Annotated in this window: 24 protein-coding genes; 8 read left to right on the plus strand and 16 right to left on the minus strand. The window is 58.3% G+C overall.

Going from position 1 to position 26,129, the window contains the following annotated elements; translation table 11 throughout:
• Positions 1-142: 142 nt before the first annotated feature.
• Complete coding sequence (locus tag Poly24_RS26460) at positions 143-1,390, minus strand: MFS transporter (RefSeq protein WP_197452191.1); 1,248 nt, start codon at positions 1,388-1,390, stop codon at positions 143-145.
• A gap of 79 nt (positions 1,391-1,469) precedes the next feature.
• Entirely contained in the window at positions 1,470-2,381 is a 912-nt protein-coding gene (locus Poly24_RS26465; protein WP_145102464.1) for an HAD-IB family phosphatase, read from the minus strand.
• A 240-nt stretch (positions 2,382-2,621) separates the two neighbouring features.
• Between Poly24_RS26465 and Poly24_RS26470 the strand changes: the two genes are divergently transcribed.
• Both Poly24_RS26470 and Poly24_RS26475 read left to right on the plus strand, forming a co-directional pair.
• Positions 2,622-3,827 carry a GntR family transcriptional regulator gene (locus Poly24_RS26470; RefSeq protein ID WP_231753369.1) on the plus strand — a complete coding sequence of 402 codons (1,206 nt, stop codon included), beginning with the start codon at positions 2,622-2,624 and terminating at the stop codon, positions 3,825-3,827.
• A gap of 122 nt (positions 3,828-3,949) precedes the next feature.
• Positions 3,950-6,388 (plus strand): serine/threonine-protein kinase, encoded by a 2,439-nt coding sequence (locus Poly24_RS26475; protein WP_197452192.1) that lies wholly within the window; start codon positions 3,950-3,952, stop codon positions 6,386-6,388.
• Positions 6,389-6,468: 80 nt separating this feature from the next.
• On the opposite strand, the gene Poly24_RS26480 is transcribed toward Poly24_RS26475, so the two are convergent.
• Complete coding sequence (locus tag Poly24_RS26480; RefSeq protein WP_145102467.1) at positions 6,469-7,509, minus strand: AI-2E family transporter; 1,041 nt, start codon at positions 7,507-7,509, stop codon at positions 6,469-6,471.
• A gap of 295 nt (positions 7,510-7,804) precedes the next feature.
• Here Poly24_RS26480 and Poly24_RS26485 point away from each other — a divergent pair, with 295 nt between their 5' ends.
• The 5 genes from Poly24_RS26485 to Poly24_RS26505 all read left to right on the plus strand — a co-directional run bounded on the left by Poly24_RS26485 (position 7,805) and on the right by Poly24_RS26505 (position 11,989).
• Positions 7,805-9,334, plus strand: a complete 1,530-nt coding sequence (locus Poly24_RS26485) for a bifunctional aminoglycoside phosphotransferase/ATP-binding protein (RefSeq protein ID WP_197452193.1) — start codon at positions 7,805-7,807, stop codon at positions 9,332-9,334.
• A gap of 527 nt (positions 9,335-9,861) precedes the next feature.
• The gene (locus tag Poly24_RS26490; protein WP_231753370.1) at positions 9,862-10,536 is read left to right on the plus strand and encodes a superoxide dismutase family protein; all 675 of its coding nucleotides are present in this window, start codon (positions 9,862-9,864) and stop codon (positions 10,534-10,536) included.
• A 123-nt stretch (positions 10,537-10,659) separates the two neighbouring features.
• Entirely contained in the window at positions 10,660-10,959 is a 300-nt protein-coding gene (locus Poly24_RS26495) for a Rho termination factor N-terminal domain-containing protein (protein WP_145102469.1), read from the plus strand.
• Between the two features lie 298 nt (positions 10,960-11,257).
• The gene (locus Poly24_RS26500; RefSeq protein ID WP_145102470.1) at positions 11,258-11,686 is read left to right on the plus strand and encodes a CsbD family protein; all 429 of its coding nucleotides are present in this window, start codon (positions 11,258-11,260) and stop codon (positions 11,684-11,686) included.
• Positions 11,687-11,749: 63 nt separating this feature from the next.
• Entirely contained in the window at positions 11,750-11,989 is a 240-nt protein-coding gene (locus Poly24_RS26505) for a hypothetical protein (protein WP_145102471.1), read from the plus strand.
• 133 nt (positions 11,990-12,122) lie between these two features.
• On the opposite strand, the gene Poly24_RS26510 is transcribed toward Poly24_RS26505, so the two are convergent.
• The 4 genes from Poly24_RS26510 to fliP all read right to left on the minus strand — a co-directional run bounded on the left by Poly24_RS26510 (position 12,123) and on the right by fliP (position 15,284).
• Positions 12,123-13,199 carry an EscU/YscU/HrcU family type III secretion system export apparatus switch protein gene (locus Poly24_RS26510; protein ID WP_145102472.1) on the minus strand — a complete coding sequence of 359 codons (1,077 nt, stop codon included), beginning with the start codon at positions 13,197-13,199 and terminating at the stop codon, positions 12,123-12,125.
• Between the two features lie 82 nt (positions 13,200-13,281).
• Positions 13,282-14,067: a flagellar biosynthetic protein FliR gene (locus tag Poly24_RS26515; RefSeq protein ID WP_145102473.1), complete on the minus strand. Its 786-nt coding sequence runs from the start codon at positions 14,065-14,067 to the stop codon at positions 13,282-13,284.
• A gap of 46 nt (positions 14,068-14,113) precedes the next feature.
• Entirely contained in the window at positions 14,114-14,383 is a 270-nt protein-coding gene (locus Poly24_RS26520) for a flagellar biosynthetic protein FliQ (RefSeq protein ID WP_145102474.1), read from the minus strand.
• 82 nt (positions 14,384-14,465) lie between these two features.
• The gene (fliP, locus tag Poly24_RS26525; RefSeq protein ID WP_145102475.1) at positions 14,466-15,284 is read right to left on the minus strand and encodes a flagellar type III secretion system pore protein FliP; all 819 of its coding nucleotides are present in this window, start codon (positions 15,282-15,284) and stop codon (positions 14,466-14,468) included.
• A gap of 449 nt (positions 15,285-15,733) precedes the next feature.
• On the opposite strand from fliP, the gene Poly24_RS26530 reads away from it, so the two are divergent.
• Positions 15,734-16,936 carry a toxin-antitoxin system YwqK family antitoxin gene (locus Poly24_RS26530; protein ID WP_231753371.1) on the plus strand — a complete coding sequence of 401 codons (1,203 nt, stop codon included), beginning with the start codon at positions 15,734-15,736 and terminating at the stop codon, positions 16,934-16,936.
• 59 nt (positions 16,937-16,995) lie between these two features.
• On the opposite strand, the gene Poly24_RS26535 is transcribed toward Poly24_RS26530, so the two are convergent.
• The 9 genes from Poly24_RS26535 to Poly24_RS26575 all read right to left on the minus strand — a co-directional run bounded on the left by Poly24_RS26535 (position 16,996) and on the right by Poly24_RS26575 (position 26,112).
• Positions 16,996-17,619 carry a FliO/MopB family protein gene (locus Poly24_RS26535; protein WP_145102477.1) on the minus strand — a complete coding sequence of 208 codons (624 nt, stop codon included), beginning with the start codon at positions 17,617-17,619 and terminating at the stop codon, positions 16,996-16,998.
• Between the two features lie 3 nt (positions 17,620-17,622).
• A complete protein-coding gene (gene fliN, locus Poly24_RS26540) occupies positions 17,623-18,069 on the minus strand; it encodes a flagellar motor switch protein FliN (protein WP_145102478.1) in 447 nt (148 codons plus the stop codon).
• Between the two features lie 24 nt (positions 18,070-18,093).
• Positions 18,094-18,645 carry a dihydrolipoamide acetyltransferase gene (locus Poly24_RS26545; RefSeq protein WP_145102479.1) on the minus strand — a complete coding sequence of 184 codons (552 nt, stop codon included), beginning with the start codon at positions 18,643-18,645 and terminating at the stop codon, positions 18,094-18,096.
• Between the two features lie 3 nt (positions 18,646-18,648).
• Entirely contained in the window at positions 18,649-19,425 is a 777-nt protein-coding gene (locus Poly24_RS26550) for an OmpA/MotB family protein (protein ID WP_145102480.1), read from the minus strand.
• A gap of 31 nt (positions 19,426-19,456) precedes the next feature.
• Entirely contained in the window at positions 19,457-20,218 is a 762-nt protein-coding gene (locus tag Poly24_RS26555) for a motility protein A (protein WP_145102481.1), read from the minus strand.
• A gap of 39 nt (positions 20,219-20,257) precedes the next feature.
• Positions 20,258-20,554 carry a flagellar FlbD family protein gene (locus tag Poly24_RS26560; RefSeq protein WP_231753372.1) on the minus strand — a complete coding sequence of 99 codons (297 nt, stop codon included), beginning with the start codon at positions 20,552-20,554 and terminating at the stop codon, positions 20,258-20,260.
• A 237-nt stretch (positions 20,555-20,791) separates the two neighbouring features.
• The gene (locus tag Poly24_RS26565) at positions 20,792-23,032 is read right to left on the minus strand and encodes a vWA domain-containing protein (RefSeq protein ID WP_145102482.1); all 2,241 of its coding nucleotides are present in this window, start codon (positions 23,030-23,032) and stop codon (positions 20,792-20,794) included.
• Between the two features lie 70 nt (positions 23,033-23,102).
• Positions 23,103-23,609, minus strand: coding sequence for a hypothetical protein (locus Poly24_RS26570; protein WP_145102483.1), 507 nt, complete (start codon positions 23,607-23,609; stop codon positions 23,103-23,105).
• A 508-nt stretch (positions 23,610-24,117) separates the two neighbouring features.
• Positions 24,118-26,112 (minus strand): BatA domain-containing protein, encoded by a 1,995-nt coding sequence (locus Poly24_RS26575; RefSeq protein WP_145102484.1) that lies wholly within the window; start codon positions 26,110-26,112, stop codon positions 24,118-24,120.
• Positions 26,113-26,129: the final 17 nt, after the last annotated feature.

The following is a 26,129-nucleotide window of genomic DNA, read 5'->3' on the forward strand; positions in this document are numbered from 1 at the left end:
GCAAATGATTCATGCGCCCCAGTCGGGGGTGGTGTTCGCTGCGCTCAGACCACCGGCTACGTTCTTAGAATCCCTGCGGGATTTCCGTTTCGGCTGAAGCCTCGACTCCAGCCGTTAACTTCGACAACTGTGTCGATCGTGATCATGCGGCACAGCGATCGTGTTGGCTGGTGTCGTCCGTTGCGGTGGTACGTGGGGCTAGGGTTGTCGCGAGCAGAACCGATGCCAGGGTTGTCACCGACAGGCAGCCCAGTGCGATCCTCAGGCTAAGCCATTCGGCGACAAATCCGATCAACGGCGGCCCCAACAGGAAGCCGAAGTATCCGATCGTCGATACCGTCGCCAAGGCCACGCCTGCCGGGACATTGTCCAACCGTCCGCAGGCACTAAAGACGGCGGGGACGATCGTGGCGAAGCCGCCACCGATCATCGCAAACCCCAACAATGCCAATGCGAGATGGGACGAAGTGACGACAATCAACAACCCTGCCAACGCGACGAGCCCGCTGATCCGTACCTGATTCATCGGTCCCAGCCTCATCGACAAGCGATCGCCGACAAATCGGCCCGCCGCCATCGCGATGGCAAAGGTCGCGTAGCCCGTTGCGGCAAGCCCTTCGCTGACTCCCAGAACTTGATTCAATAGCACAGCGCTCCAGTCGGCCATCGCACCCTCACCCGCCATGATGCAAAACGCGATCGCTCCCAACAGGATCAACGCCCGGTTTCTGCCGCGCGGCTGGGACGGTGCTCCGGTTTCCTCGTCCCGCGTGTCCGATGCGGCGGTTGGCGATTCGATCAACAGGCGGGTAACGATCGGTACGATCGCAAGCGAAAGGAGCGCCGAGACCAGGGCAAAGTGCAGGCCGGCGGCGAGGCCCCAGAGTCCGATCACGCTACCAGCGATCGCGCCGGACAATCCGCCGACACTCCAGAGCGCATGGATCGATGAATTGATCGGCCTCTGCCACCGCCGCTCCACCTCCACCGCTTGGACATTCATCGACACGTCCAACATGCCGTGCCCGACGCCGAACAACAGCAACGCGATAAAGAGCGCGGTCAAGCTGGGCATCAGCGCCACCAACGGCAGGCCCGCGATGTAGAGCAGCAAGCTGATCGCGACAACGCGACGACTGCCCCAACGCGAGCAGAGCCAACCGGCGGTGGGCATCGCAACGACAGCTCCCAACGCCACCATCATCAACGCAACGCCTAAAGCAGCGTGCGATAGTTGGAACTGAGACTGGATGGCGGGGATTCGCGTCGCCCAGGTCGCATACAAAAAACCGTTCAGGAAAAACAATCCACGCACTGCCCAGAGAGAGGCCGTTAGCGGATTTCCCGAGTCGTTACGCACAATCCATTGAGGTACAGCGATATTGTTCATAGGAGAATCGAATCGTGGATCCAAATTGGTGTTGATAATTGACGACGCCCAATGTTGGTCGTCGACGAAGCATCCATGCTCACGAAGCGGCAGTCGCGGACGACGCATCTCGGGTGTCGGCATCGGTCGGCAGAATCGTCAGCCGATCGACTTGCGATTTTTCCCAGCCCTGGACATCCAACCCGCTCGCTTCGAACAGCTCGCGAATCTTCGTCCGATCGGTCCAGCCCATCACATCTTCCAGGATCGGGATCAAGACGCTGAACGCGTTGTCGCTGAGGACCGTCCGGCGGGCGATCGGGGCAAGGTGTTGGTTTTCGGAAACCGCGATCGTGTATCCGTCGCAGCGATTGACGTGCAGCATCACATGGACATCGGAACTGCCGTCGCCGACGTAGACGATCCGGTCCCAGCTGACTCCCAGTTGCGATTGCAGTTCGTCCAAGGCGGTCACCTTGCCGTAGCCCGCGGTCAATTGGGCGACCGAGCTGATCTCGCCCGAATCGGGGTCGAAGTTCAACCGAGTGCCGAAGATCCGATCGGCTGGCACGATTCCCTCGAGCGCCGACCGCACCACCTCTTCCGGCGATGCAGAGACGACATAAAACGTAAACCGATGGCCGTCGATGCCTCGATCGAGCAGGTCCATCAATGGAGCCAGGTTCTTTTTCAGCCGAATCCGCCGTCCCGCTTCGACCAGGTGTTCGCGGCGGACCTGGCGGTAATCGGGATCGTGCAGCAGCAGATAGGTCAGTTCGCCCCCCTGTTGAACCAGATGGGAACTGGCTAGCCCTTTGACTTTGCGTTCAAAGTCCGGCAGCCCCAGCATCTCGCTCAAAACTTCCCCCGAATCGTTGAAGCTAAGTGTCTGATCAAAATCGCTGGCCAACAAATAGTGCTTGGCTCGTCCTCCCTTTGCCGGTTCGGGCAGCTCGCTGCGCGCGTCGCTATCCAAATGGAAACGATCGGATTGGGTTACCGCGATACTCATCTTTGCCTCCGTTGAGGTGGTGTCTTCGTTTACGTGGTGTTGCGTCCCTACGTCGGCAATCCTACGCAGGTGACGACCGGTTACCATGGACAGACTCGCCGAGAATGTCACAATAGCTGTAAGCACGTGTTGTCAACCTGTTAGTGACAAGCCCTTGAGGTGAGTTTGCGCCGGATTCACATCCAATAACATCTTTTGCAATCAATGCTTTGCAGGCATTCTGAAAACGTAAGGGGAATCGTGGCCGATACAAAATACCGTCAAATCGCCGATAAATTGCTCGCCGACATTACAGCTGGTCGGTTCCAACCCACCGGTAGGTTGCCAAGTGAAACGCAGCTTGTCAGGCGATTCGATGTCTCGCGTCCGACCGCCGCTCGGGCTCTTCGCGAGCTGCAGAACCAGGGGCTGATCGAACGGCGAGCCGGTTCGGGAACGTTTGTCCGTCAGCAGGCGGCGGTGGTCGAAGAGGGGCAGCGAGTGATCGGGCTGCTGGCGCCGGAGATCGGTTCGACCGAGATCCTGGAAGTCATCTGCGGCGACATCGCGCGACTCGCCCGGCTGCATGACTGTGCCTTGCTGTGGGGCAGGGAAGGAGTGCACCCCAACGTCAACGAAGCTTTTGCCGATCCGACCAACGCCCAATCGGTGACCGTTGGTGCCGATCCGATCGAAGCTTCGCGACAGCTGTGCGACGCGTTCATCCAGCGGGGCGTGCCGGGAGTCTTTTTTGTCCCGTTGGAGCACCATCCCGACAGCCAAAACCTAAATTTCCGAATCACCGATCGGTTGCGGCAGGCGGGGATCGCTGTCGTCTTGGTCGACCGCGACATCCATCCCTTTCCGCAGCGCAGCGAATTCGATCTGGTCGGGATCGATAATTTTGCCGCTGGTTTTACTGCGGCATCACATCTATTGAAGCTCGGCTGCAACGGGCTGCTGTTTTTGGCGCCGCCGCAAACGGCCCCGACCATCGCTCAACGAATCGCCGGAGCGCGGGAGGCGGTGATCTCCCAAGAGCCGTCCGCCCGCCCGCTGCAGGTTGCCCGGTTCGAACCGGACGACGTCGATCAGATCGAAAAACTGATCGCCCGGTTCCGTTTGGTGGCCGATGCGTCGGCCGCTGACGCTCGCGATCCACTGGACGCCATCATCTGTTCCAACGACCGCGTTGCCGCCACGTTGATGCAAACGCTGGCGAAGCTGGGGATCGAAGTGCCCCGGGACATCCGGCTGATTGGATTCGACGACGTGAAGTATGCGCAACTGCTGACCGTCCCGCTGACAACCATCCGGCAACCGTGCCGCGACATCGCGATGGTCGCCTTCCGATCGATGCTCGACTGCATCGAGAAGGTGGTGGTGCCGCCGCGTCAGTACCTGTTGGCAAGCCAATTGATCGTCCGCGAATCGTGCGGAGCTTACATGAAACCGCAGCCAATGTGACTCGTGCCGGCGTTTCGAGGCGGGCGTTGGTGCGAGGAAACAATGCAAAACACGGGTTGGGATCGCGAACACGCCCCTTTGCGAACTACAATCTCTTGGGGAGAGACATGATGAGCGATTTGATGAAAACAACCGACAGCAGTGCGACCGACGAGGGTTCGGCGGCGATGCCAGAACTGGAGCAAACCTTGGCGCACGATGGAGCGAGTCCGTCGGCAGGGAGCGACGCGGACACTGCGAAGGGGACCAAACAGAGTCGCGATCTGGCGTTTGCTGTTGCGCTGCTGAAGATGGGGCACGCCAACGTGCGGACTCTTGCCGGAGCGGCGAAGAGCTGGACGACGCACGGCAATCTGTCGCTGGCCGATCATTTGTTCGAGCAGAAGACGATCTCGGCCGACCAGCGAACGGCGGTCCAACGGCGCTCTCAACAGATGCTGACGTCGATCGCCAAGCTGGATCGCAATGCTCGCAGCAACGGTGCCAACGGAAACAAGGACCCGATGACCAGTTCGGATCGCGAGCAGCATTGGCTGGCTCAATTGGATCCCAACGGCAAGGTCGCCAAGTTGCTGGGGATCGCCGATACGTCGGTCCTGTCGCAGGACGAGGTCCAAGACCGGCAGGTCGGTTCGCGCTACACGTTGCTGCGTAAGTTGGGGCAGGGCGGTCTGGGGATCGTCTGGTTGGCTCGCGACCAAAACCTGCAGCGTTATGTGGCGGTGAAAGAGATCTCCCGCGAAGTGGCTCCGGGCGATGTCGCTTTGGACCACTTCCGCCGCGAAGCCGAGATCACCGGCCGGCTGGAACATCCCGGGATCGTTCCGGTCTATCAATACGGCGAGGATGAAGCGACGGGCAAGTCGTTTTATGTGATGCGGTTTCTTGGCAAGCGGACGATGCAGGATGCGATCGCCGAATACCACGAACGACGCGAAGCGGGAAACGACGACCCGATGATGCTGCACCGATTGCTGTCGGCGCTGATCAACGTCTGCAATTCGGTCGGGCACGCGCATTCGCGCAAGGTGATCCATCGCGATCTAAAACCGGAAAACGTCGCTCTCGATGAGTTCGGCCAAGTGACCCTATTGGATTGGGGCTTGGCGATGATCAACGACGCGTCGGGGATGTACGAAGTCAACGGCCGGACCGAACCGGGCGACTTGCACAGCGTCGGTTCGACGCAGGTCGGCCGCGTGCTGGGAACGCCCCTCTACATGGCTCCCGAACAAGCGTCGGGGCGGCTGGACGAAGTCGATGAACTGACCGACGTGTTCGCGCTTGGCGGGATTCTGTACGCGATCCTGACCGGCGTCGCACCGCACCAATCGGCGATCGAAGACGCGGAGACGGGGAGCAGCCGGTCGGACATCATGTCGCAGATCGTTGCTGGCGAAGTTGTGCCGCCGATCAAATTGGTGCCGTCGGTGCCGCCGGAATTGAACGCGATCTGCGTCAAAGCCCTCTCGAGCAAGCGGTATCTGCGCTACGAATCGGCCAAGGCGCTGGAGGTCGAGATCGAGCGATTTATCGCCGGCACACCGGTGCATGCCTACAAACCTCCCACCAAACAACGCCTCAAACGCTGGATGGCCGATCATCCGACGGCAACGCAGTCGCTGCTGTTGGCCACTTCGCTGCTGTTGATCGGTGGCGCGGCGATCGCTTACACCGCGCGTCAAGGCAGGTCGGCGCTGCAGCAGGCGCGTTATGCGTCGGCTCAAGAGTTCACACGCGAACTCGAAGTGAATTTGAACTTCGAGACCGAGGGGATGGTCCGCAACCTGCACTTCGTTTCCGAGCTGCCGCTGATGGAAGCTGTCGTTGCATCGCATCAAGGTGGCACCGCAATCGCTCCGCAGTCGGACGGATCGATGGCCGAAGTCGGGCCAGTCGAATTGCTGAACCGCCAGGCGCATCTGTTCGGCGGTTTGCTGAAGGCGAACCCCGCCTACTTGGTCGCGTATTCATGCATCGAAGAGGAAGGAGGGGGGATCCGCGAACTGATTCGATCCGAACGCAGTGGAGTCGGGCGACGCGTCTTTCGTGTGCCCGAGCGAGATCTTTTAGCACGCGAGGCGAGCGAGCGCGACGAGGAGGGAACCCAAGTGATCCATTCGCTGCGTCCCGACGACGTGGTGCTGATCACCAACGACCAAATAAGCGAGAACGTGCCGGTCAACAACCGATCGCCGTTGGTCGTCAGTGGCGTCCAGGCGACCTTCGACAGCAACGGCCTCCTGTTTGGCTTGAACATTATCGAACTCGATCTCCGCAGTCGCTTGGAGGAACTATTCACCGCCGTCGCTCCCGAACGGGTGACGATCTACGTGACCGATATCGCGGGCAGTATCGTGTTGCAGTTCCACAATGGACGCGTTCAAGCTGTCGATAACGCTTCGATTACCGACGAGTTTGCTCAGCTGAAAACCTTCTTCGCCGAAGGTGCAACGGCCAGCGAATTTGGCGACGGCTCCAAGGTCTTCGCCCGCCGAGTTCAGCTGGGCGGATCGCCGAAAGCTCAGCTGGGAATCATCGCCTACATCCAACACGACTAGCGGCCCCGCTACGCGAGCGACGCGTTGCCTTTGCCGGTTGTGGAACGCCCCGATGCCAGGGTTCCACTTCGCACTGGTTGCTACGAATGCGTGGCCGATGCTTCCGGCGCTTGCTGTCGAGCATCGATGTACAGCGTTTTCACAAACACCATCGCAACCACGACCATCGGTGCGGCGAGCATCACGCCGAGGATCCCGACGACAACACCCATCAGCAACTGAGCTGCGATGGTCAGGACTGGCGGCAACGAGACCTCTCGCTGTTGCACGATCGGCGTGATGAGATAACTCTCCAGCGTCTGCAACACGAAATTGAACAGCAAGACATACAGCACCATCTGCGTGCCGACATTCACAGCCAACAGCATCTGCGGAACGGCGGCCAGCAGGGGACCGATATTGGGAATAAAGGTCAGCAGTGCTGCGAGCACGCCGAGTGTGATCGGCATCGGAATTCCAAACGCCCACATTCCGATCGCCGTGGCGATTCCGACGATCGCCATCGAGACAAACCGGGCGACGATCCAGCGTTGCAGCGAACCGTTCATCCGATCGAGAACCTTCTGCGTGCGAGCCCGTTTCCCTGGTGGCATCAATTTAACGAGGCCGTCGCGATAGAGATCGGGATCGTAAGCGGCGTACAATCCGATAAAGAAGATCACCAACGCCGCGGTCATTCCCCACCCCAACGACTGCAATCGCTGAAGCACCGCCGGCAGGATGTCGCTGCTCGACTGCGTCAGTTGCTCTTCGATATCCGAAACGTCGGGCAAATGCTTCTGGGCCCAGGCGTGTTGTTCCAATTGCTCGTTTGCCGTTTGCGCGGCCGATTGCAATTGATTCCACAGTTCATCGGCCCGATCGGCCACCTGAGATCCCAATTGGAAGATGCCCAGCCCGATGGCGACCAGCATCAGGGCAACGACCACGAGATAGGTGGTGCGGTAGGAGAGCGATAGCTTTTTCGCCGACCAGGCGCTGATCGCATGCACGAAGACTCCAAACAACAAACCTGCGAGTATTAGCAGGCTGACATTCAGTGTTGGGACCAACAGACCTGCCGTCGCCAAGACGAGGGCGATCAGCAGCAGAGCAAATAGGGAGGTTTTGGCTTTGGACATTCGAGGCTGACGATTCCTGGGGTGAGCTTTTTGAAGATGACCCACTGCAACAATCGCGCCATCGATCGATGGGACCGGTTTTCGCACCTTCGACGCCGTCGATTGCTCGGCCTGCTTCCGACCTGATCGCTACCAGTTCACCCACGCGTTTGGTCCAGATCTTGCGAGGGTTTTGCTGTAGAAAGCTCGCAGCACGCCGCAGAGTGATGGTGAGCACGATTGCACCGAAACCGTAAGAGTGATGCAATGAGAGATGCATTCCCCACCGAAGCGAGCCCACCACGGAGACGGCATCATGCAGGATGAATCGCCAAAGACCAACACCGATCTGATCGACGCGTTGCGGTCGGCGGAAGTTTACGACGACGCCAGCGGGCCGCCGCAAGAGATCCAAACGCACATCTCGTATCTGTTTTTAACCGACGCGCACGTCTACAAACTGAAGAAGCCGGTCGACTTCGGATTCTTGGATTATTCGACGGTTGCCAAGCGGCACGCAGCGTGTGAGGCCGAGGTCGAACTGAACCGCCGCATGGCGGCGAACATCTATCGGGGCGTTCTTCCGGTCGGCCGAGATCACGACGGGAAATGGAGAATCGGCGGCGAGGTCCCTCCCGTCGATTGGTTGGTTGCGATGCGGCGGCTGCCCGAAGAACGTTGCCTGACGCAGATGATCCAACGAGAGGATTGGGGTGATCGAGACGTCGCACCGATCGTCGACATGTTAACCGCGTTCTACCGCCAATTGCCGCCGGTCGAAATGCCAACCTATCGCGATTGTTATCGTCAGCATGTGCTCGACAACGGGAACGAGCTACTCGATGCAAAACATCAATTGCCGCCAACCGTGGTCCAACGCGTACAAGCGGCTCAGCTGCAGTTCATGTTCTTGCGCGGCGATGCGTTGCTGCAGCACCGCGTTGCCGATGGCCACCTCGTCGAAGGGCATGGCGATCTGCGGGCCGAACACATCTACCTGACCGATCCGCCGGTCGCGATCGATTGCATCGAATTCAGCCGCGAGTTGCGGTTGGTCGACATCGCCGATGAATTGAGCTTCTTTGCGATGACATGCGACGATGCGGGTGTCCCCGAGTTGGGCGAAGCGGTGCTGCGGCGCTGCTGCCAAGCGTTGGGAGATGCCCCCGATCCGCAATTGATAGCCTTTTATCGATGCTATCGCGCTTGTGTGCGAGCAAAGGTGGAAGCGTTGCGATCCGATCAAACCACGGAGGCGTCGGGATCCGATTCCCAGCCAGGAGCCGTGCGGTTGATCGAGCTGGCCGACCGATACGCCCAGCAATTGGGAAGCCCGACAGCCGTGATCGTTCGTGGGCTCAGCGGGACCGGCAAGACAACCGTTGCCAAGGCGCTCGCCGAGAAAATGGGAGCGGTCCATCTGTCGACCGATGCGCTGCGGAAGGCAAACTCGCCGGACGATGATGTGAACTACGACGCGCAGTCGCGCCAACAGGTCTACAGCGCGATGTTCGACCAGGCGATAGAGCATCTGCAAAACCGAGTTCCGGTCGTCGTCGACGGCACGTTTTTGCAAGCCGATCTATTACGAGAGGCCCAGCAGCGGTTGGCCGCTGCGGGTGACAAGGTCGTCGTCGCGACATGCATCTGTCCCGAGGAGGTGGCGATCGACCGCATCCGCCAGCGGCAACGTCGCAGCGATTCGTTGTCCGATGCCGACGAAACGGTCTACCGGCAGCAGGTCGCCCAGGCGGATCGGGTCTCTCCCAGCATGGCTGGAATCAAGGTCGATACGACCGCCGACATGCCGGTGATCCTCGAAGAAATTCGCCGCGGCATCATGTAAGCGCAATACCGTTCAACGAAGGAGCTTCGGACCGTCGAAAGAAATTGCGGTCGGACGTAGTGGACGAGGTTACGAGTCCCAGCGATTTGGTCTGATGCCAAAGGACTCGTAACCTCGTCCACTACGCTTCGTTGAACGGTATTGCGTATAAGCGCAATACCGTTCAACGAAGGAGCCTCGGACCGTCGAAAGAATTAGCCCCGGGACGTAGTGGACGTAGTGGACGAGGTTACGAGTCCCAGCGATTTGGTCTGATGCAAAAGGACTCGTAACCTCGTCCACTACGCTTCGTTGAACGGTATTGCGTGTAAGCGGATCCGGCCGCGCCGGGGCGTCTCGAATCGCCCGGCGGCCTCGATCTTCATCTCTTCTCGGCACGTGGTTTGCGACGTTTGCAATGTATCGGATCCGATGGGCGATCGCCCCGATTGGAAGCTCGTAGAGCGTTATCGGCGACCACTCGCGGTGTCGGATCTACCGAACTGGACGATACGAAACCAACTTGCAAATGGAGACCGATGATGAAGATGCGAATCTATTCTTGCGCGGCACTGGTAGCACTCGCTGTCGTGGGCTGTGAGGAACCGGGCGACTACACAACGCCCAACCCGGCGAGCCCGACGGCGACCGACGCGTTGCCCGTCGATCCAATAACCGTCGATCCGGTCGCGGTCGATCCGGCGACCAATGTTCCGGCGGCTAGCGATCCGAAGACTGGCGATCCAGCAGCACGTGTCGAGCAGTCGACGTCAGCTGTTGCGATCTGCGAATTGGTACCGGTCGGCGACAGCAAAGTCCGCGGTGCGGTGCGATTTACTCAGGAGGGGGATGTCGTCAAAGTCCGCGGCGAGGTGACTGGGTTAACTCCCGGAAAGCATGGGTTCCATGTCCATGAAAAGGGAGACCTTTCGGACAAGGAGACTGGCAAATCGACCGGTGGACACTTCAATCCGACCGATCAGCCGCATGGCAAGATGAGCGATGAGAAGCGACACGTCGGCGATCTTGGCAACATCGAAGCGAACGAAGAGGGGATCGCGATGATCGAAATCGACGATTCGGTGATCTCGTTGACCGGTGAACATTCGATCGTCGGACGTGCGATCGTGATCCATGCTGAAGCCGACCAGTTCACGCAACCGAGCGGTGACGCCGGGGATCGCGTTGCGTTCGGTAAGATCGAAAACGCTTCCGCCGAATAAAGCGTCTCGCTTCTAAGTGAACTTCATTCCTTGCCGGGCGACCGACCGCAACGTGTCCATCGGTGATCGCAGGTTCGATCGCCCGCGCAGCAGGATTTTCTTTTTCATGTGGAGATCAAAGCGATGCCACGGTGGAGCGACAAAGACCAGCGTCAATACGAGCACATCAAGGAGAGTCAACGGGACAGCGGAAGGTCGGAAGCGCGTGCTAAAGAGGTAGCGGCTAGGACCGTCAACAAGCAGCGGCGTGAAGAAGGGCGTACCCCGAACACGACAACGCAAGGGACCGGGAATCCAAATACTCCGCTTGAAGACCGAACGGTCGACGCGCTGCGGAACATCGCATCGAATCTCAACATTAGCGGCCGCAGCAAGATGAGAAAACGCGAATTGATTGAAGCGATTCGCAGCCGCCGTTCTTGATCTACGTCGTGCGGCGATTCATCGGAAACGAAGCATCGACGGCGTGATCGGTTCTCAACCATCCTGGCTCGCCACCGCTCGCGCCCTATTTTGCGAGCTTTCTCAAAGTTTGCGACTTGTGCAAATTCGAAGACGTGGCAGCAGCGGACGATGCAGCAAACCGCCATGTCGAAGGGCGTTGCATCGTCGAAGTCGGACCGCGTTGGTACATCGTTTGCGACGAGAGAACAGCAACTGCTTCCCAATTGAGTGCATTCCTCAAGCAGCAGAAAACAATAAACGAAAAGGAAGAACCACCATGGCAACGAAACAAGAAACCCGTGGACAGTGGAATTCGATCCAAGGGGCTGTCAAAGAGAAATACGGACAGATCACCGACGATGAACTGCGAGAAGTCGAAGGCGAGAAAGAGCAGTTGATCGGATTGATTCAACAGAAAGTCGGCGCCGCCCGAACGGAGGTCGAATCGTTCGTTAACAAAGTCTACCAGGAGTGCGGGGCGACATGCTCGAACCTCTCGGACCGCGCGGCGAGCTATGCCGAAGCGACCGGCGAACGGATGCGTCAAGGCTACGATCAATCAACGCGTGCCGTGGCTCAGCGTCCGATGGAGTCGATCGTGACCGCATTTGGTATCGGCTTGTTGGCCGGTGTCGCAATCGGGTATTCGCTCGCCACCGACCGCTATCGCGAGCCCACCTGGCGCGACCGCTTCATGAACCGCTAACCCGCATCGATTTACTCGTGCGTCCATCGTTCCAAGTCACTCGTTAAACAGGAATTTCATCCCATGCCTACTGAAAACAGAACCCAACAACGCAATCCGTCAACGAACGCTGTGCATAACCAGGTCGAAGCCGCGACGCACTCCGCCGCCGAAAGTATCCAAGAGTATGGCAGCCATTACGTTGCCGAACCGGCGAAGGATATCTTTGCACTGCTCAGCGATTACGCGAAGGACCGACCCGACGTCATGGCCGTCTGGTCGTTCGGACTGGGTGTCGTTGTGGGTTGGAAGCTTCGCGGTTAATACGAAACGGATCGCAAGCATCCCCGAATCGCTGAGATGCGAGCGACCATGAAAGATGCTGGGGCCGCGTGTTCGAACTTGGAACGCGCGCCCCGCGTCGCGATAGGGATTCTTCAGCGATGCAGTGGATCGGTTACGCCGCCTCGGGCATCGTGCGTCCCTCGAGCTGGTAGACGTAGCGGAGGACTTCGGCAACGGCCTGATACTGTTCGGAAGGTACGGGATGTCCCACCTCCACGTTCTTGTAAAGCGCCTGCGCCAGTGGCTTGCGTTCGACGATTGCGATGCCATGCTCAAGCCCAATGCGGCGGATCTTTTGGGCCAACAGCCCCGCCCCTTTCGCTGACACAATCGGCGCGGCCATCGTCTTGGGATCGTACTTGATCGCGATCGCCAGCTCCGTTGGATTGGTGACGATCACGTCGGAATTAGGCACATCGGACTTCATCCGTTGCATCGCTAGTTGGCGTTGAACTTGTCGACGACGGGCAATGACCTGCGGATCGCCTTGAGATTCTTTCATCTCGTCGCGCATCTCCTGCTCGGTCATCATCAAATCCTGCTCATGCTTCCACCATTGAAAGGCGAAATCGAAAGCCGCCAAGATGAACAGGGCCCCGCCAATCCAGAGGCATGTATAGAAGGTGGCATCGAAGATCAATTTGGCCACGGCGGCGACGCCCAACTGGCCGACACCCAACACCGCTTCATACCATTGCATCAGCGAGAGCGCGGCCACGGCGGAGATCACACCGAGTTTGAAAATTCCAAACCCCAAACGCATGAAGTTGGGCAGCGCCAACAACCGTTTGATCCCTTGCATGGGGCTGATATTGCTGAATTTGGGCATCAGCTTGTCGGGCAGCAACATCGGGCCGGTTTGCAGGATGTTGACAAGGATCGCGCAAATGAACATGCAGACCATGATGGGCCCAATGGCCATCAGGGTGAAGTAGCCGGTTCGGGTCAACAGGCTGCTGGCGCTGTCGACGGTAAACGCTTCGACTTCCGAATCGGCGAGTGACGCGACCAACACTTCGGCGACATCGGTGACCATCGGACGACCGAAATATCCGATCACTGCGAGTGCGGCCAGTAACAGCGCGGCCGAAGCCAAGTCTTGGCTACGGACCACCTGCCCCTGTTCACGGGCTTTCTGTCGCCGGCTGTCACTGGCTGAAAACCTCTTTTCGCCGTCTTGGTCCGCCATCGCGTCTGACGCGTCCTTTCCAAAATGTTATTGCGGTTGTCGTAAATGAAAACGCTGTCGCAGCGTCATCGGATCGTTTGGATCAGCCCGGTTTCGTAGTCGCCAACAGATCGCCCAATCGATCGAACAGGGCGGATAATTCGGTCTCAAATAACAGACCACACGACCCCAGTGCGATCGCCGAAATCGCCATCATCGCAATCGCGTTGACATTCAAACCAACGGCGAGGATGTTTAGTTGCGGTAGCGTGCGGCTGAGCAGCCCGGTGATCAGGTTCGACAGCAGCAATCCCGTCACCACCGGAGCGCCCGCTCGAACCCCCGTCGCCATCCCTTGGGTCATCTCATACGTCAACAATTCGATCCAACCGATTTCGACGCGTACCAGTCCCGGCGGGATCGTTCGGAAGCTGGTGAACAAAGCATCGATCAACATGTGTTGACCGCCGACCGACATCAAGATCACCGTCACCATCATCCCGATCATATTACCCAGGATTGGCATCGCAGCTTTCGTTTGCGGATCGGTTCCGGCCCCCAATTGCATACCGGCGGTCGAACTGATCAATTCACCGGCCAGTTGAATACCGGTGATCAACAACTGAATCACCAATCCGATAAACAGCCCCACGATCGCTTCGCGTCCCATCGCGATCGCCAGATCGACGATGCTGTTGACCGGGGGGACGGGCAAGTCTCCCAGTAAAGGGAACAACAATCCGGTCATCGTCAACACGAGGAACACTTTCACGCGTCGCGGCACGCCGGCACCAACGCCTGGCATCCCCATCAACATCAGGCTTAGACGGGTCAGAACAAGCATGAACAGCAGCAGTTGCTGTTGGCCGATTTGTGTCAATGCTTCCATTCGTGCGCGCCTTCGGGGATTCCGTTCCCACCACCACAACCGTTTGCTAGGGGCCGATCTGTCCGGCACTGAGGTAAAGTTCACGCGCGAATTCGACCATCCGTTGGATCATCCAAGGCATGCACACGATCATTGTCGTCGCCATCGCCAAGATCTTCGGGACAAACGAAACGGTTTGATCTTGAATCTGTGTCAACGCTTGAACCAGCCCGATCATCAATCCGGCCGCCATCCCGATAAACAGCAGCGGCGAAGCGATAATCACCGCTTGCAACAAGGCTTCACGAACAAAATCGGCAGCGGAATTAGCGTCCATGGTTCTCTTCTGTGAGGTTTGGGGGCACGCGTCGAGCACGGCCCGAGGGAGGTTGCGATGTGGGTTTGGAAATCGATCGTCGTCAACCAGGAAGGGTGCCAAAGCTCTCCAACAACATCTGCACCACCAGTCGCCAACCGTCGACCAGCACGAACAACAATAATTTGAAAGGCAACGAAATCACCCCCGGCGGCAGCATCAACATGCCCATCGAGATCGTCACGCTGGCGACGACAATATCGAGGATCAAGAAGGGCAAATAGATCTTAAAGCCCATCAAAAATGCGACCTTCAATTCGCTGAGCATGTAAGCGGGCAACAGCACTCGAATCGGTACGTCAGCCATCTCCGCCGGCGGTGGTCCATCGACATAGCGAAAGAAGAGATGGACGTCATCGTAGTTTCCGGCCGCCGCGATCTGCCGGCTCATGAATTCACAGATCGGTGCCTTGCCGATATCCCACGCCTCTTCAAGACTCATCTCGATCGAAGGATCGGTGTAGGGTTGGATCGCGTCTTTGTAGACCTGATGCCAAATCGGTCCCATCACAAACAATGTCATGAACATCGCGATGCTGGTCATGACTTGGCTGGGGGGCAATTGCTGCAACCCCATCGCCTGCTTCAACAACCCAAACACGACGATGATCCGTACGTAACAGGTGGTCATGAGCAAGATCGCAGGAGCCAGGCTCAGGACGGTCAACAACAGCATGATCTGCAGGCTGCTGCTGAGCCCTTCGGGGCTGGTCCAATGTTCGGGGCCTTGGCGGACAAAGTCGATCGGATCGTCCAAGCGAATCGGCGTCTGCGTGATCACCTCCTGCGCGCATACATCGGCGGTGCTGATCGATGCAGCAAGACAGCCGAACAATACAAGGGTGATCCAGCTTCGTTGCATCCGTACACCGCGCGTGGAGAGAAATCCGTCCTAGGCACTGCGGAGATTAGGAAACCAAGGCTCCCAGCGGAAGAGAAGTTAGGGAAAATCCAAACTTTGATTCAAGTTCGAGCATGCTAGCATCACGCCCGACTTTACTGGTTTGAGCAACTATTCCAGTCGATAGATAAGAAGTCATGCCCCACCGATTCCATAGTCGACGTAGGGACATGTAGGTACGCGAGGGTTCGCGAAGGACGGCTGGGATCCATCCCGTTGCCGGTTCACTGCGATGCCCCATGCCATGATGGAATTGCCGATCGATCGGCCCCGCCCGATGGATGCGAACCGCAACCATTCCCCCTCTCGCAATGCCCCTGTTTATCTCGATGAGGAATCATATGAAGAGTCGATCGGCGAGATGTCTCGCAATCCACTGGATCTTGTTTGGCAGCGCCACCCTTAGCTCCATGGGAGACCTGGATGCTGACGAAAGTGTTTTGGTTCCCCCGATCGCGGCGCCAATGATGCTAGCCCCTGCCAACGAACCGGCTTCTTTGGACGACTTCCCCGAGGACAGCGTGTTGACCGTCGATACGCCCTACATCGCCCGTCGGATTGAAGAAGCCGCCCGGGAACTGGCTGGCGAATCTCTGGTCGCCGACAGCAATTCCGAAATCGTCCGCGAACGCTACGACGATGGTTCGGTCAAGGTTGAACGGACCGTCACGCAAGATGAACTGGGCAACTTTGTCAACAATGGTCCCTATCGGATGTACAGCCCATCGGGCAGCTTGGTCGCCGAAGGCAACTTTCAAATGGGCGCCCGACACGGCGACTGGCGACGCGTTTATGAAACCGCCGACGCCAGTTTGTTGAGCGCTTATCCGTACAGCGAGTTCCAGGCCCCATTCGTTTCCCAAGCGACTTTCACCGCCGATAATCTCAGCGGCAGTTGGATCATCACCGATGCCCAAGGCAAACTGGTCAGCGAGATCCCGTTCCGCGATGGCCTGCGTCATGGTCAAGCGATTTGGAATCATCCCAACGGCAAACGGATGTACGAAGCCAACTATCGAGACGGAATGCTCGAAGGAGTGATGGCGGAATACGATGCGGCGAGCAACGAACTGACAAGCCACACGTTCCAGGACGGTCGCCGTGAGGAACGTGAAGTCGAACATTACAAGAATCAACAACCCAAAGCAGAATTCCTGTATCTATCGGCGCAGCAAACACTGAAGCAACGCGATGATTGGTGGAACGCCAAGCCGGCCGTTTACGAAACCGCAGGCAAGCGTTTGAAACACGGCAGTTTTGTCGAGTACCACGCCAACGGTCAAAAGAAGTCGACAGGAAAGTATGAAGAGGGACATTTGACCGGTGAATTTGCCAGCTGGTTCGAGAACGGCCAACGCGAAACCCTAGGCCATTATCATGCAGGCGTCGCGGTCGGCGCTTGGGCTTGGTGGCATCCCAATGGAATGCGACGTGCCGAAGGGCATTACGCCAACGGAGCTCCCGAAGGTCAATGGATCAGCTGGACTCCCGAAGGAAAGGTTGCCAAACGGCAAACCTATGCCGATGCGAGGCCTTCGGATGTGGTGCGTAGCCGGAACGCAAACCCGGCCCGTCCCAGTTCGGCGAACGCACAGCGCCGCGTCCAGCGGTAGCCCCAGAGCGACCTCCTGACAATCGGGCGTCGCGCACAAGCGACGTCCGATGACGGAACCTAAGTCGCGCTGTGACTGAACAGACTGCGACGCGGGGCGGCTTGATTATCGACAAAGCCATGGGCTGCTTTGCCATCCCCAGCATCTTTTAACGCTTCGGCAAACGTCGCCCGCGCCTTGCCGGTGGCTCGAGCCATCAATTCGTTGACCTCGCCCGGTTCGGTGAATTCGGTTAACGTCGTGACACCGGTCTGCGTTAACGCGACCAACAGCACGCGATCACCGCACTTCACCAAAGCCGCTTGATGGCGGGGATCGATCTGCGAAGTGCCCAAGACGGTGAACAGATCGCGGTTGAGCGTGCCCGCTTGGCGACCGCCGGTCTTTCGGGTCACCCAGACGAATCCGCAAAACAATCCCAGCACAATCGCGAGACTGCTGATCACGGTGAACAAAGGCCCTGTAGAGGCTTCGCTGTCGGCCGCCGTGGGAGTTTTGCTGCCCGCCGGTGGCAACGGGATCGATGTCCGCGAAGCCTGTTCAGACGGTTCCGTCGCGGGGGATTCGTTCAACGGTTGGATCGAATAGCTGGGATTGGAAACCACGCGTGGCAAGGGATCTTGAGCCGCGGTGGGAAGCATCGACAGCAACGTCAGCAACAAGATTGCGGGTTGGCGAAACATCGTTTACGCATTGCCTCCGGTCACCAATTCGGTGACGCGAACGCAGAAGCTTTCGTTCAACACCAACACCTCGCCGCGGGCAACCAAGCGGTCGTTGACAAACACATCGACGGGATCGCCAGCCAAACGGTCCAAGGCGACCACCGATCCACTGCGCAATTGCAGCACATCTTCCAACCGCATGTGGGTGCGTCCCAATTCGATCCGCAGATCCAGATCGACATCGCTCAGCAGGTTCATCGAGACGAGTTCGTCGATGCCGTCTTCATGCTGTAATTCGTTCAGCGAAAAAGGTTGCGGGTTGGCATCCGTTGCGGCTGCCGGGCCATCGGCAGCGGCAAGATCCGCTTCCGCTTGGTCGAGCAATTGCTCCATCCCGGCGGTCGATCGCGCATCCTCCGCGACGGTGGGCTGCGGCGGATTCTGTGTCTGTGATCCATCATCTGACATCGAACGGCCTTCGCTAGGTTGCTATCATTCTTCGCGAACTTTGTATTGTTTGAAACCGACCGACAGCAGGATCGGTTCTTCAAGCACGGCGTTACATGTCGTCAAAATACGCCTTTCGATCAAGCCCAATTGGTTGTCTTGCAATTCTTCCAGACGCGAATTGCGGACAACCATCCGGATCCCGTGCTGCAAGCGGCCCTCTTTCTCTTCGAATTCTTTGGTCATCAATTCCTTGTTCTTTTGCCGCAACGTGCCGAACAAACGAAATTCGACAGCATACTGTCGCTCGGTCCCCAGCGGCGAAAAGGTCTCGCCAAATGGCCCCAACTGAAACTCGATGACTTTCTTTTCGTCGTCGTCTTTTTTGATTTCAACTTCGCTGACGTTCTGCACGTCTTCGATTAACTGCGATTCGGCCATCGCGGCGACTTCATCCGCCGACGGAACCATGAAGAAGAACAACAACGTTTCGACGATCATCACCGCGGATACGAATCCGACGATCATCAATTTCTTACTCTTGGGTTGATCGGAGGGGGTCGCTTCGTCTTCGACGCTCTCTTGTTTATCTGCCATGGGTTATTGCCTCTCCTGATCGTTTTCCGGAATGATATTCTTTTGACGTTCGTCGTTGGTTCCGATCAAATCGGAGACGGTTTCGTCCAACAGGAAGACTTCGACACGGGGATTCTGTTGTTGTTTCGCTGGGTCCGCGGCAACACTCATCGGTTCACTGTCGGCTGCCGCAGCGATTCGACAGCGTCGCGGATCGATGTGATGGTGGTTCACCAAATAATCGTAGACCTGGACGCTGCGGGCGTAAGCCAGGTTCATCGGTTCACGAATCGAGACGGCCTGGGCCGCCATGCGGGCCGATGTATGGCCACGGATCTCGATCTTCTGCGGCTTGCCCTTCAGTTCGTCCGCGATCCCATCGAGCGCGGCCTTCACATCGTCGTTCAGTTCGGACTCCCCTTCGGGAAAGAACACGACCGTCCCCACCGCGGTCAACCGACCGGGACGGATGATCCGCACCGTCGGTTGTTCGCCAACGGGCGCTTTGGCGTCCACGCCACCTTTGTGCGAGTCCAGTTTTTTGGCGCGGCCCATCGTCGCCAAAACTTCAAACGCGGTTTCGCGAGGTTTTGCATCCCCCGGCGACATGCTTTCCATCGAACGTTCATGGCCAAATTGTTGCCGCATCGATTCGACGAGGGCTTGGAACTTTTCTTCTTCCTTGATCTCGCTGAGCGATACCAACATGATAAAAAACGTCAGCAGCAACGACATCATGTCGCCGAACGTCACGACCCATTCTGGGATCGCTGCTGCACCGTCATCTCCACCTTCGTCCATATCCGATATATCCCGTATGACCTATGAATGTCTATTCTGCAGAGCGTTGTTTAGGCGGCAGGTAGGTCCGCAGCTTCTGTTCGATCGCGCGAGGGCTTTCGCCCGATTGAATCGCCAACACGCCGCGGATTGCGATCTCCATCGAGACCATTTCTTGGCGGCTGATCAGACCCAGCTTTTCCGCAAACGGTGAGAAGAAGACGTTCGCCACGATCGCACCATACAACGTCGTGATCAACGCCACGGCCATACCGGCACCGATGCTCGACGGGTCGGACATGTTGCTCAACATCATGATCAGACCCATCAGGGTTCCAATCATTCCGTAGGCCGGCGCAAAACGTCCCAACTGGTCCATCACCGCCTTGCCATCTTTATGACGGATCGCGATCGCGCTGACTTCCGTCCGCAACACCTCTTCAACCCCTTCGGGGGTGCTACCGTCGACAGCCATCTGCAAACCCGACTTGACCAACGGATGTTCCACCTCGGCGATCTTGCTCTCCAACGCCAACAGTCCGTCGCGCCGCGCGGTTTCCGCCAATTCGACAATCTGCTTGATCAGCGATTGCAGATCGGGGGCCTTATTCAAGAAGACCTTCATCGCCACCATCGGCGAACCGACCATGTTTTTCATCGGAAAACAGATCAACGCCGCCGCGACGGCACCACCGATCACGACCAGGAACGAGGGGAGATCGATGAAGGCGCTAAACGGCGCGGAACCAAGTGCGATCGAGCCCAAGATCAGGCCCAGCGCTAGGATCACGCCGATAAGACTTGCAATATCCATAATTTGAACGCCGTCTATTTCCAATCAAAGGGGAACGATTTACGAACCGCAATGGGGAGACATTGTCGGCAGCAGTTGTTTTTGTTGTTGGTATCCAATCGCGCGATCGACGATCTCGTCCATCGTTTCCCGCACGATGAATCGCTCGCCCGTGGTTAGGGTCACGAACGTGTCGGGACGATTTTCGACGTACCGAATCAGTTCGGCGTTCAGGATGAACGCTTCGCCATCAATCCGCGTGAGCTTGATCATGTTTAAAACTGCCGATCGATGAACCACGACTGCCGTCAACCGACAGACTCGGCTCATTTTGCCGATGATGCGCAAATACAACATCTGCGCCTCTGATCAACTGTAGAACACGCTAGCTTCGATGCGTGGCGATCCGTAAGAATTGTGCTTGTTGTGGCGATCTAATGCATTTGCATCCCACGCGCACGGTCACGGTTGAAGCGATTGTGCCGACGACAACGAAGATCCTTTGCCCGGCGACGATTTACGTCTACGCGTTCGGCCGAATCAGCACCGTCGCAGCGGTGGTGCCGCGGGGTCGACGTGAAGTTCAAGAAACGGTCAGGCGAGGCCCCATCGCCGTCGCAAGATCCATTCTCCACTCAACAGCCCCACCACGATCGCGGCGACGATCCAATGATTCCAGATCGGTCGGCTGGGCAGTTCGCGCAATCGGATCGCGCGTCCGACGGGCAACGATGACCACAGCGAACCCGTCGCCTGGGCGACACTCAACATTTTCCCGCCGCTGATCTGGCTCGCTTCATCCAACGCCAGCAACGCCGCCCGCCCATCGGCAATTTCGATCGACGGCGTTTCGATCCGCAACGCCACCGGCTCCGGAGGACTTTCAAACACCGGGTCGATCAACTCGATCCAATAGTCCCCCGCGGGCAAATCGCTGACCGTTCCCCGCAACCGCTGGGGATCGCTGGACGGATACAGCGTCTCCAACCGCGGTGGGTCGTCCGGACTCCGGATTGCAACCCGCGCCTGACGACGAGGCTCCGCCGCGGGCAACGCCAGCTCGATCTCCACCGACTGGCCTTGAGTGAACCGCGTCCCCGAAACTTGCAAGACCGCCCGATCGATCGTGTCGATCCGCTTCCGGCGGGCCAATTGCCGAATCACTTGCAACCAGTAGCGTTCATGAAGATTGTGGATCGAGGACCCGCTGAGCCACCGAAACGACTCGTCGCTCAATTGCAGCCACACCTGGCCAGCACCCACAATCTGCGTCACGATCACCGGCGTCGGCGCGACCTCCTTCCCCGTTTCGTCAGTCGCCAAGACCACCTGCGCCGCCGGTTTGACAGCGGGCGCACGCAACAACCAATAAAACGGTGGCAGGTCGGACCAACGGATTCCAGCGGGAAGCGGCAACTCGCCTGACGCTTCCCCCAACCGCGTGCGGAAGACCGTCAGTGGCCGCGACTGCAAACCCGTGGGCGCCTTCAAATCCTCAAGCTTCACCGGCATCAGATGATCCCACGCGGAACCGCGAGCCGCCAAGCGATTCTCTGGTCCGGCAACCACCACCAATCCCGTCCCTTGCGATCGAACCAGATTGTCGATTTGATCGATCATCAAATCGCCCAATTGATCGATATCGGCATCGCACAAAATCACCACATCCAAGGCTTGCAAGTCGCTTGCCTTCACCGGTGGCAGCGTCGCTGCCGAACGATCTTGTTCGGCATACCGAGGGTCCCCATCTTGCAACACACTTGTCAAACGGATCAAGTTTTCAGCAGCCGCACCTTGCCCTTGTGCCCGTTCCAGCAGGTGCTTGAGGAACCGAAATTCATAGCTCGGCTGTTGGGCGATCAACAACACGCCGATCGGTTCGTCGCGAACCACCACACGCATCGGCTTGCGGTTGTTGTCGGTAAAGATCTCGCCAGCGATCGGCGGCGCAACAACCTCCAGATTCCAAGGTCCGGGCCGATTTGCAGAAAAGCGAAGCGGTACAACCGTCCGCGTCGACGCGGCTTCCATGCGAACCTGTCGACGATCCAACACGGCTTCGGAATCGCGATCCCGCAGCTCCACCGCAACTTCGCTCCCCGGTGGCGCGCTACCACGCAACAGCACGCGGACCTGCACTTCATCGCCAAGGAACGCATGGTCGTCGGCGATCACTTCGTCGATCGCCAGCTCCGGCGGCGATTGCTCCCCTCCAATCCCAACCGTCCACAACGGAATGTTTTGGGAAGCCAACTGGTCCGCCGCAACGCGTAGCGCCACCCCTTCGGTAACCACTCCGTCGGACAACAGCACAATCGCCGCCGTCGACCGGCCACGTTGTGCGTTGGCGATCTGCAACAACCCATCTCCCAAGCGACTGCTCAGCCCTTGGGCCTGTAGATCTTGCAACGCATCGACCGGCCGCATCTGGTCGCTGATCGCAAGCAATTTCAGCCGATAGCGTTCACCCAAAGTCTCTAGCCGACCGGGCTCGGCCAACAAATCTCGAGCACGCGTCAGACGGTCGATTCCCGCTTCGCCCGCCGAATCGCCCGAGGGCAATTGCATGCTGGCCGAATCATCGACCAACAGAATCAAGTCGGGCAGTTCGGTCTCAAAAAACGAAAGCCGCCAACCGCCAAGCATCCCAAACAGCAACGCCACAGCAGACAACCGCAACACCGACAATCCAAGCACCCGCTGCCACGCGAGCCGTTGGCGGATCAACAGCCATGTCATCCAACCCGCCACCGCCACGAACAACAACACCATCGCCCACGCCGGCAATGGCCAAGCATGTTGAAATTCCCAGCGGGTGTCGGCGGCGAATATCATCCGAGGAAGGGTTTCCACGAGTCGACGGTGCGGCGGACGCGGATGGGGACCGGCGAGGGCTGCGATCGAATCACGCGCTCGGTTTCACTTCCGCAGCATCGCCGGTATTGCGAGCCGCCGGTTTCTTGACCTTCTTCGGCCGTCGCTCTTTGGCAGCATTCACGCTGCGATCCGGATGCAATTGGGCAAGCGTCTCTTGCAGTTCAGCTAGCTTCTCTTGAGTCGCTTCGATCTCCTCGGCCAACCGCTGGGCAAGTTCTTCACGTTGATCGAAAAATGCTTGCACGTCGTCCAACAGCGAACCGCTGCGGGGCGGTGGCGCTTCCTCGCCGGCTTCCGAATCGGAACCTTCCATCTCATTGCTTTCGTTTGGCACGTTGTCGTCGCTCGTTTGCGGATCGTCGTGGGGGTCGGCTGTCGCCGCGCCAACAACCTTGGCGGTTGCGTCGCTTACCGCTTCGGCGGCTGAATCATTTGAGTCCGCCACGCTTGCGGTCGTCGATGCGAGATCAGCGGCGGCGCTTTCGGAACCGGTGTCGGACGCAGAAGCTTCGCGGCGCGGTGTTTTTTTGGGCACTTTAAAAGGCTGTCCTATGGGTATTTAAAAGGGGCAAGTACGCGGCACCGGAACACAAAGCAAACCTAGGCAATTTAGCCAGGGGATGCCAATCGATTCTATAATTCCAGGCCGAGTGATGCGAATCCCACTTAATGGGTGGGAATGGATGCGACACATCGCGCGGTAGATCCGATTTTTACAAGCATCAGGTGAACACGGCAACCGATCGCTATGGAAACCCTTTGCTCCCCCATCGGATTCCAAATCTGCCGTGCCACCGAACCGCGAGTTTTGATTGATTGCACGCCACACAAGGAACCACGCCATGTTGAGGACTTTGCCTTTTTAATGTAGTGCCGTCGCATCGTGGCGTTGGCTTGCCTGAAACATGCCCCTGTTTCAGTCAGTCCAACCGATGTGGCGGTGAACGTCGATTCGACCCTACCTTGCGAGTGGTCTCCAGCGATTGGAGATCACTCGCATTTTTCGTTTCCCGTTCGAGCCCCACAAGCCTGGCGTGAAACCATTATCGCAACTGACGACTGACCGCCGATTCGGCCACCAAACAACCGATCAGACACGCCAAAACAATCTGGAACAGTGGCACGCCCGCATCTCGAACCTCATCCGTTTGCGCCACCGTTGCGGCTTCGTCCGACTCCGGCCGCAACCGCTGGGGCAACCGATCGCGATCCAACGTGACGAGCTCGCTTTCGGCCACCGGTGGATTGACCGCGAATTGCCCTATCACTTTCCCATCGCGCCGCACCGGGTAGACGCCCGCCTCGCGCTCCGTGGACCGAACCGCGGTTTCAGCATTTGGATTGGGATCGCGCGTCAGCGCGACCGTCTCCTGCATTAAAGGAATAAAGCTAGGCCACAAAGCGATCGCATTCCAACTCGCATCGCCCGTCCCAGCCTGCGGGTTGACGGCGGTTGCGATCACAATCAATCGACCTCCGCTGGCAAGCCGCTTTGATAAAAACAACGGGTCGCCGTCGCCAACCCCTAGCACCGTTTCGACGCGTGAATTCTCCACCGGAAGGATCTTCCAGTACCTGAACACGGGAGTCGTGATTAAGCCGCTGTCGGGATGCGATTGAAACGGTTGAGTGATGGGATGCGCATAACCTCGGGGATCGATCGGATATTGCCCGGCGTCGGCGAGCGATTCGATCCGCCCGATCGCAAGGGGATCGCTGCTGTCGCTGTTGGCAAATTCGCGGTTAAACAAATTGGGATCGCTGCGGGGACCAAGCCACAGCATCGCGGTGTGCCCTTGTTGTAGATAGCGTCGCAACCACTGGGCATCCGCGGCACCGATCGGCCCCAGGTCACACAACACGATGCAATCGAAGGCGTTCGGATCCAACCGGTCCAGCCGCGGTGCAACGATCTCTTCAACCTGCAGCGAACCCGCGGTGCCACTGCGCAGCGCCGTCGCCGCAAACCGTGTTGCCGATGCCTCACTGCCGACGCAGGCGACGCGAAGCGCCGGCCGCATATCGACCACCATGCGGCGGACGTTGTCGGCGTTCAAATCGTCCTCGGGAATTTGGACCGCGACGACATGTTCGCCTTGGGATAACGGAAGCTGCCAGTGAACTTCCCCACGGCTTCCCGCGGCAATCGCCACTCGGCGACTCTCTTGAACCACGCCGTCGACCAACAATTGAACCAACATCGGAGCGGTATCGGCCCGCGACGACCGCGCGATCCGACTGTGAAGTTGCAGCGGTTGTTTGGCGACAAAAAAGCCAGCGTCCACGTGGAACGTTTCGATGTGCGAGTTTTCGACCTCCTCGTTGCCGACCTCAACAATTTCCCACAGCGCGTCGGACGTGAGCTTTGTTTGCGACGAAACGCGTTGCCATGAGGTGGCTTGCATATCGCTAAAGATTACGACGTGTACCTCACCATTCCAAAGAGCATCGCGGTCGATCGAACGGATTCGATCGGAAAGACTCTCGAGCGTCTGATCAAATGCGGCTTCGCTGTCGGTCGGTTGCAGCGACGCCAGCGTTTGCTGCATCTCGACCGGATCGTAAGTGATCGTGTCGACGATCCAGTCGTTTTGGGCACCAACCTGCAGTAACAGAAACCCGTCGCCTGGGAGCGCATCGTCGCACCGTTGGGATGCGGCAGCGATCGCGTCGGACCAGCGTGTTCCGTCGTCGCGGCGCGCTTTCATCGACATCGATCCGTCGATCACAAGGATCTGCAAACGCGGCCTGCGATCGAGCGGCACGTCCGCCGAAGCATCGATCACCGGATCGGCGAGCGCGATCGCAAACAGCACGATTGCCAGCACGCGCAACGCCAACAGCAGCCATTGCCACAGTCGAAACTTTCGCTGCGATTTCTGTTGCGCCGCGATCACAAACTGGACTGCAGCCCAGCGGATCGAACGCCGCTGGCGACGCGAAAGCAGATGCAACACGATCGGAATCGCCGCTGCGGCCGCCCACAGCAACATCCAGCTGCTTGCAAAAAGGCCTAAAAAAAGCAGCTCATTTCCCATCGTGTTGGTTGTCGAGA

Origin of the sequence: Rosistilla carotiformis (assembly GCF_007753095.1) — a bacterium.
Classification (GTDB): Bacteria; Planctomycetota; Planctomycetia; order Pirellulales; family Pirellulaceae; genus Rosistilla; species Rosistilla carotiformis.

Bases quoted from the DNA above. Each gene is read 5' to 3' on its own strand.
- Poly24_RS26460 (WP_197452191.1), bottom strand. From the start codon at position 1,390: ATGAACAATATCGCTGTACCTCAATGGATTGTGCGTAACGACTCGGGA.
- Poly24_RS26465 (WP_145102464.1), bottom strand. From the start codon at position 2,381: ATGAGTATCGCGGTAACCCAATCCGATCGTTTCCATTTGGATAGCGAC.
- Poly24_RS26475 (WP_197452192.1), top strand. From the start codon at position 3,950: ATGAAAACAACCGACAGCAGTGCGACCGACGAGGGTTCGGCGGCGATG.
- Poly24_RS26480 (WP_145102467.1), bottom strand. From the start codon at position 7,509: ATGTCCAAAGCCAAAACCTCCCTATTTGCTCTGCTGCTGATCGCCCTC.
- Poly24_RS26485 (WP_197452193.1), top strand. From the start codon at position 7,805: ATGCAGGATGAATCGCCAAAGACCAACACCGATCTGATCGACGCGTTG.
- Poly24_RS26490 (WP_231753370.1), top strand. From the start codon at position 9,862: ATGCGAATCTATTCTTGCGCGGCACTGGTAGCACTCGCTGTCGTGGGC.
- Poly24_RS26495 (WP_145102469.1), top strand. From the start codon at position 10,660: ATGCCACGGTGGAGCGACAAAGACCAGCGTCAATACGAGCACATCAAG.
- Poly24_RS26500 (WP_145102470.1), top strand. From the start codon at position 11,258: ATGGCAACGAAACAAGAAACCCGTGGACAGTGGAATTCGATCCAAGGG.
- Poly24_RS26505 (WP_145102471.1), top strand. From the start codon at position 11,750: ATGCCTACTGAAAACAGAACCCAACAACGCAATCCGTCAACGAACGCT.
- Poly24_RS26510 (WP_145102472.1), bottom strand. From the start codon at position 13,199: ATGGCGGACCAAGACGGCGAAAAGAGGTTTTCAGCCAGTGACAGCCGG.
- Poly24_RS26515 (WP_145102473.1), bottom strand. From the start codon at position 14,067: ATGGAAGCATTGACACAAATCGGCCAACAGCAACTGCTGCTGTTCATG.
- Poly24_RS26520 (WP_145102474.1), bottom strand. From the start codon at position 14,383: ATGGACGCTAATTCCGCTGCCGATTTTGTTCGTGAAGCCTTGTTGCAA.
- fliP (WP_145102475.1), bottom strand. From the start codon at position 15,284: ATGCAACGAAGCTGGATCACCCTTGTATTGTTCGGCTGTCTTGCTGCA.
- Poly24_RS26530 (WP_231753371.1), top strand. From the start codon at position 15,734: ATGGGAGACCTGGATGCTGACGAAAGTGTTTTGGTTCCCCCGATCGCG.
- Poly24_RS26535 (WP_145102477.1), bottom strand. From the start codon at position 17,619: ATGTTTCGCCAACCCGCAATCTTGTTGCTGACGTTGCTGTCGATGCTT.
- fliN (WP_145102478.1), bottom strand. From the start codon at position 18,069: ATGTCAGATGATGGATCACAGACACAGAATCCGCCGCAGCCCACCGTC.
- Poly24_RS26545 (WP_145102479.1), bottom strand. From the start codon at position 18,645: ATGGCAGATAAACAAGAGAGCGTCGAAGACGAAGCGACCCCCTCCGAT.
- Poly24_RS26550 (WP_145102480.1), bottom strand. From the start codon at position 19,425: ATGGACGAAGGTGGAGATGACGGTGCAGCAGCGATCCCAGAATGGGTC.
- Poly24_RS26555 (WP_145102481.1), bottom strand. From the start codon at position 20,218: ATGGATATTGCAAGTCTTATCGGCGTGATCCTAGCGCTGGGCCTGATC.
- Poly24_RS26560 (WP_231753372.1), bottom strand. From the start codon at position 20,554: ATGTTGTATTTGCGCATCATCGGCAAAATGAGCCGAGTCTGTCGGTTG.
- Poly24_RS26565 (WP_145102482.1), bottom strand. From the start codon at position 23,032: ATGATATTCGCCGCCGACACCCGCTGGGAATTTCAACATGCTTGGCCA.
- Poly24_RS26575 (WP_145102484.1), bottom strand. From the start codon at position 26,112: ATGGGAAATGAGCTGCTTTTTTTAGGCCTTTTTGCAAGCAGCTGGATG.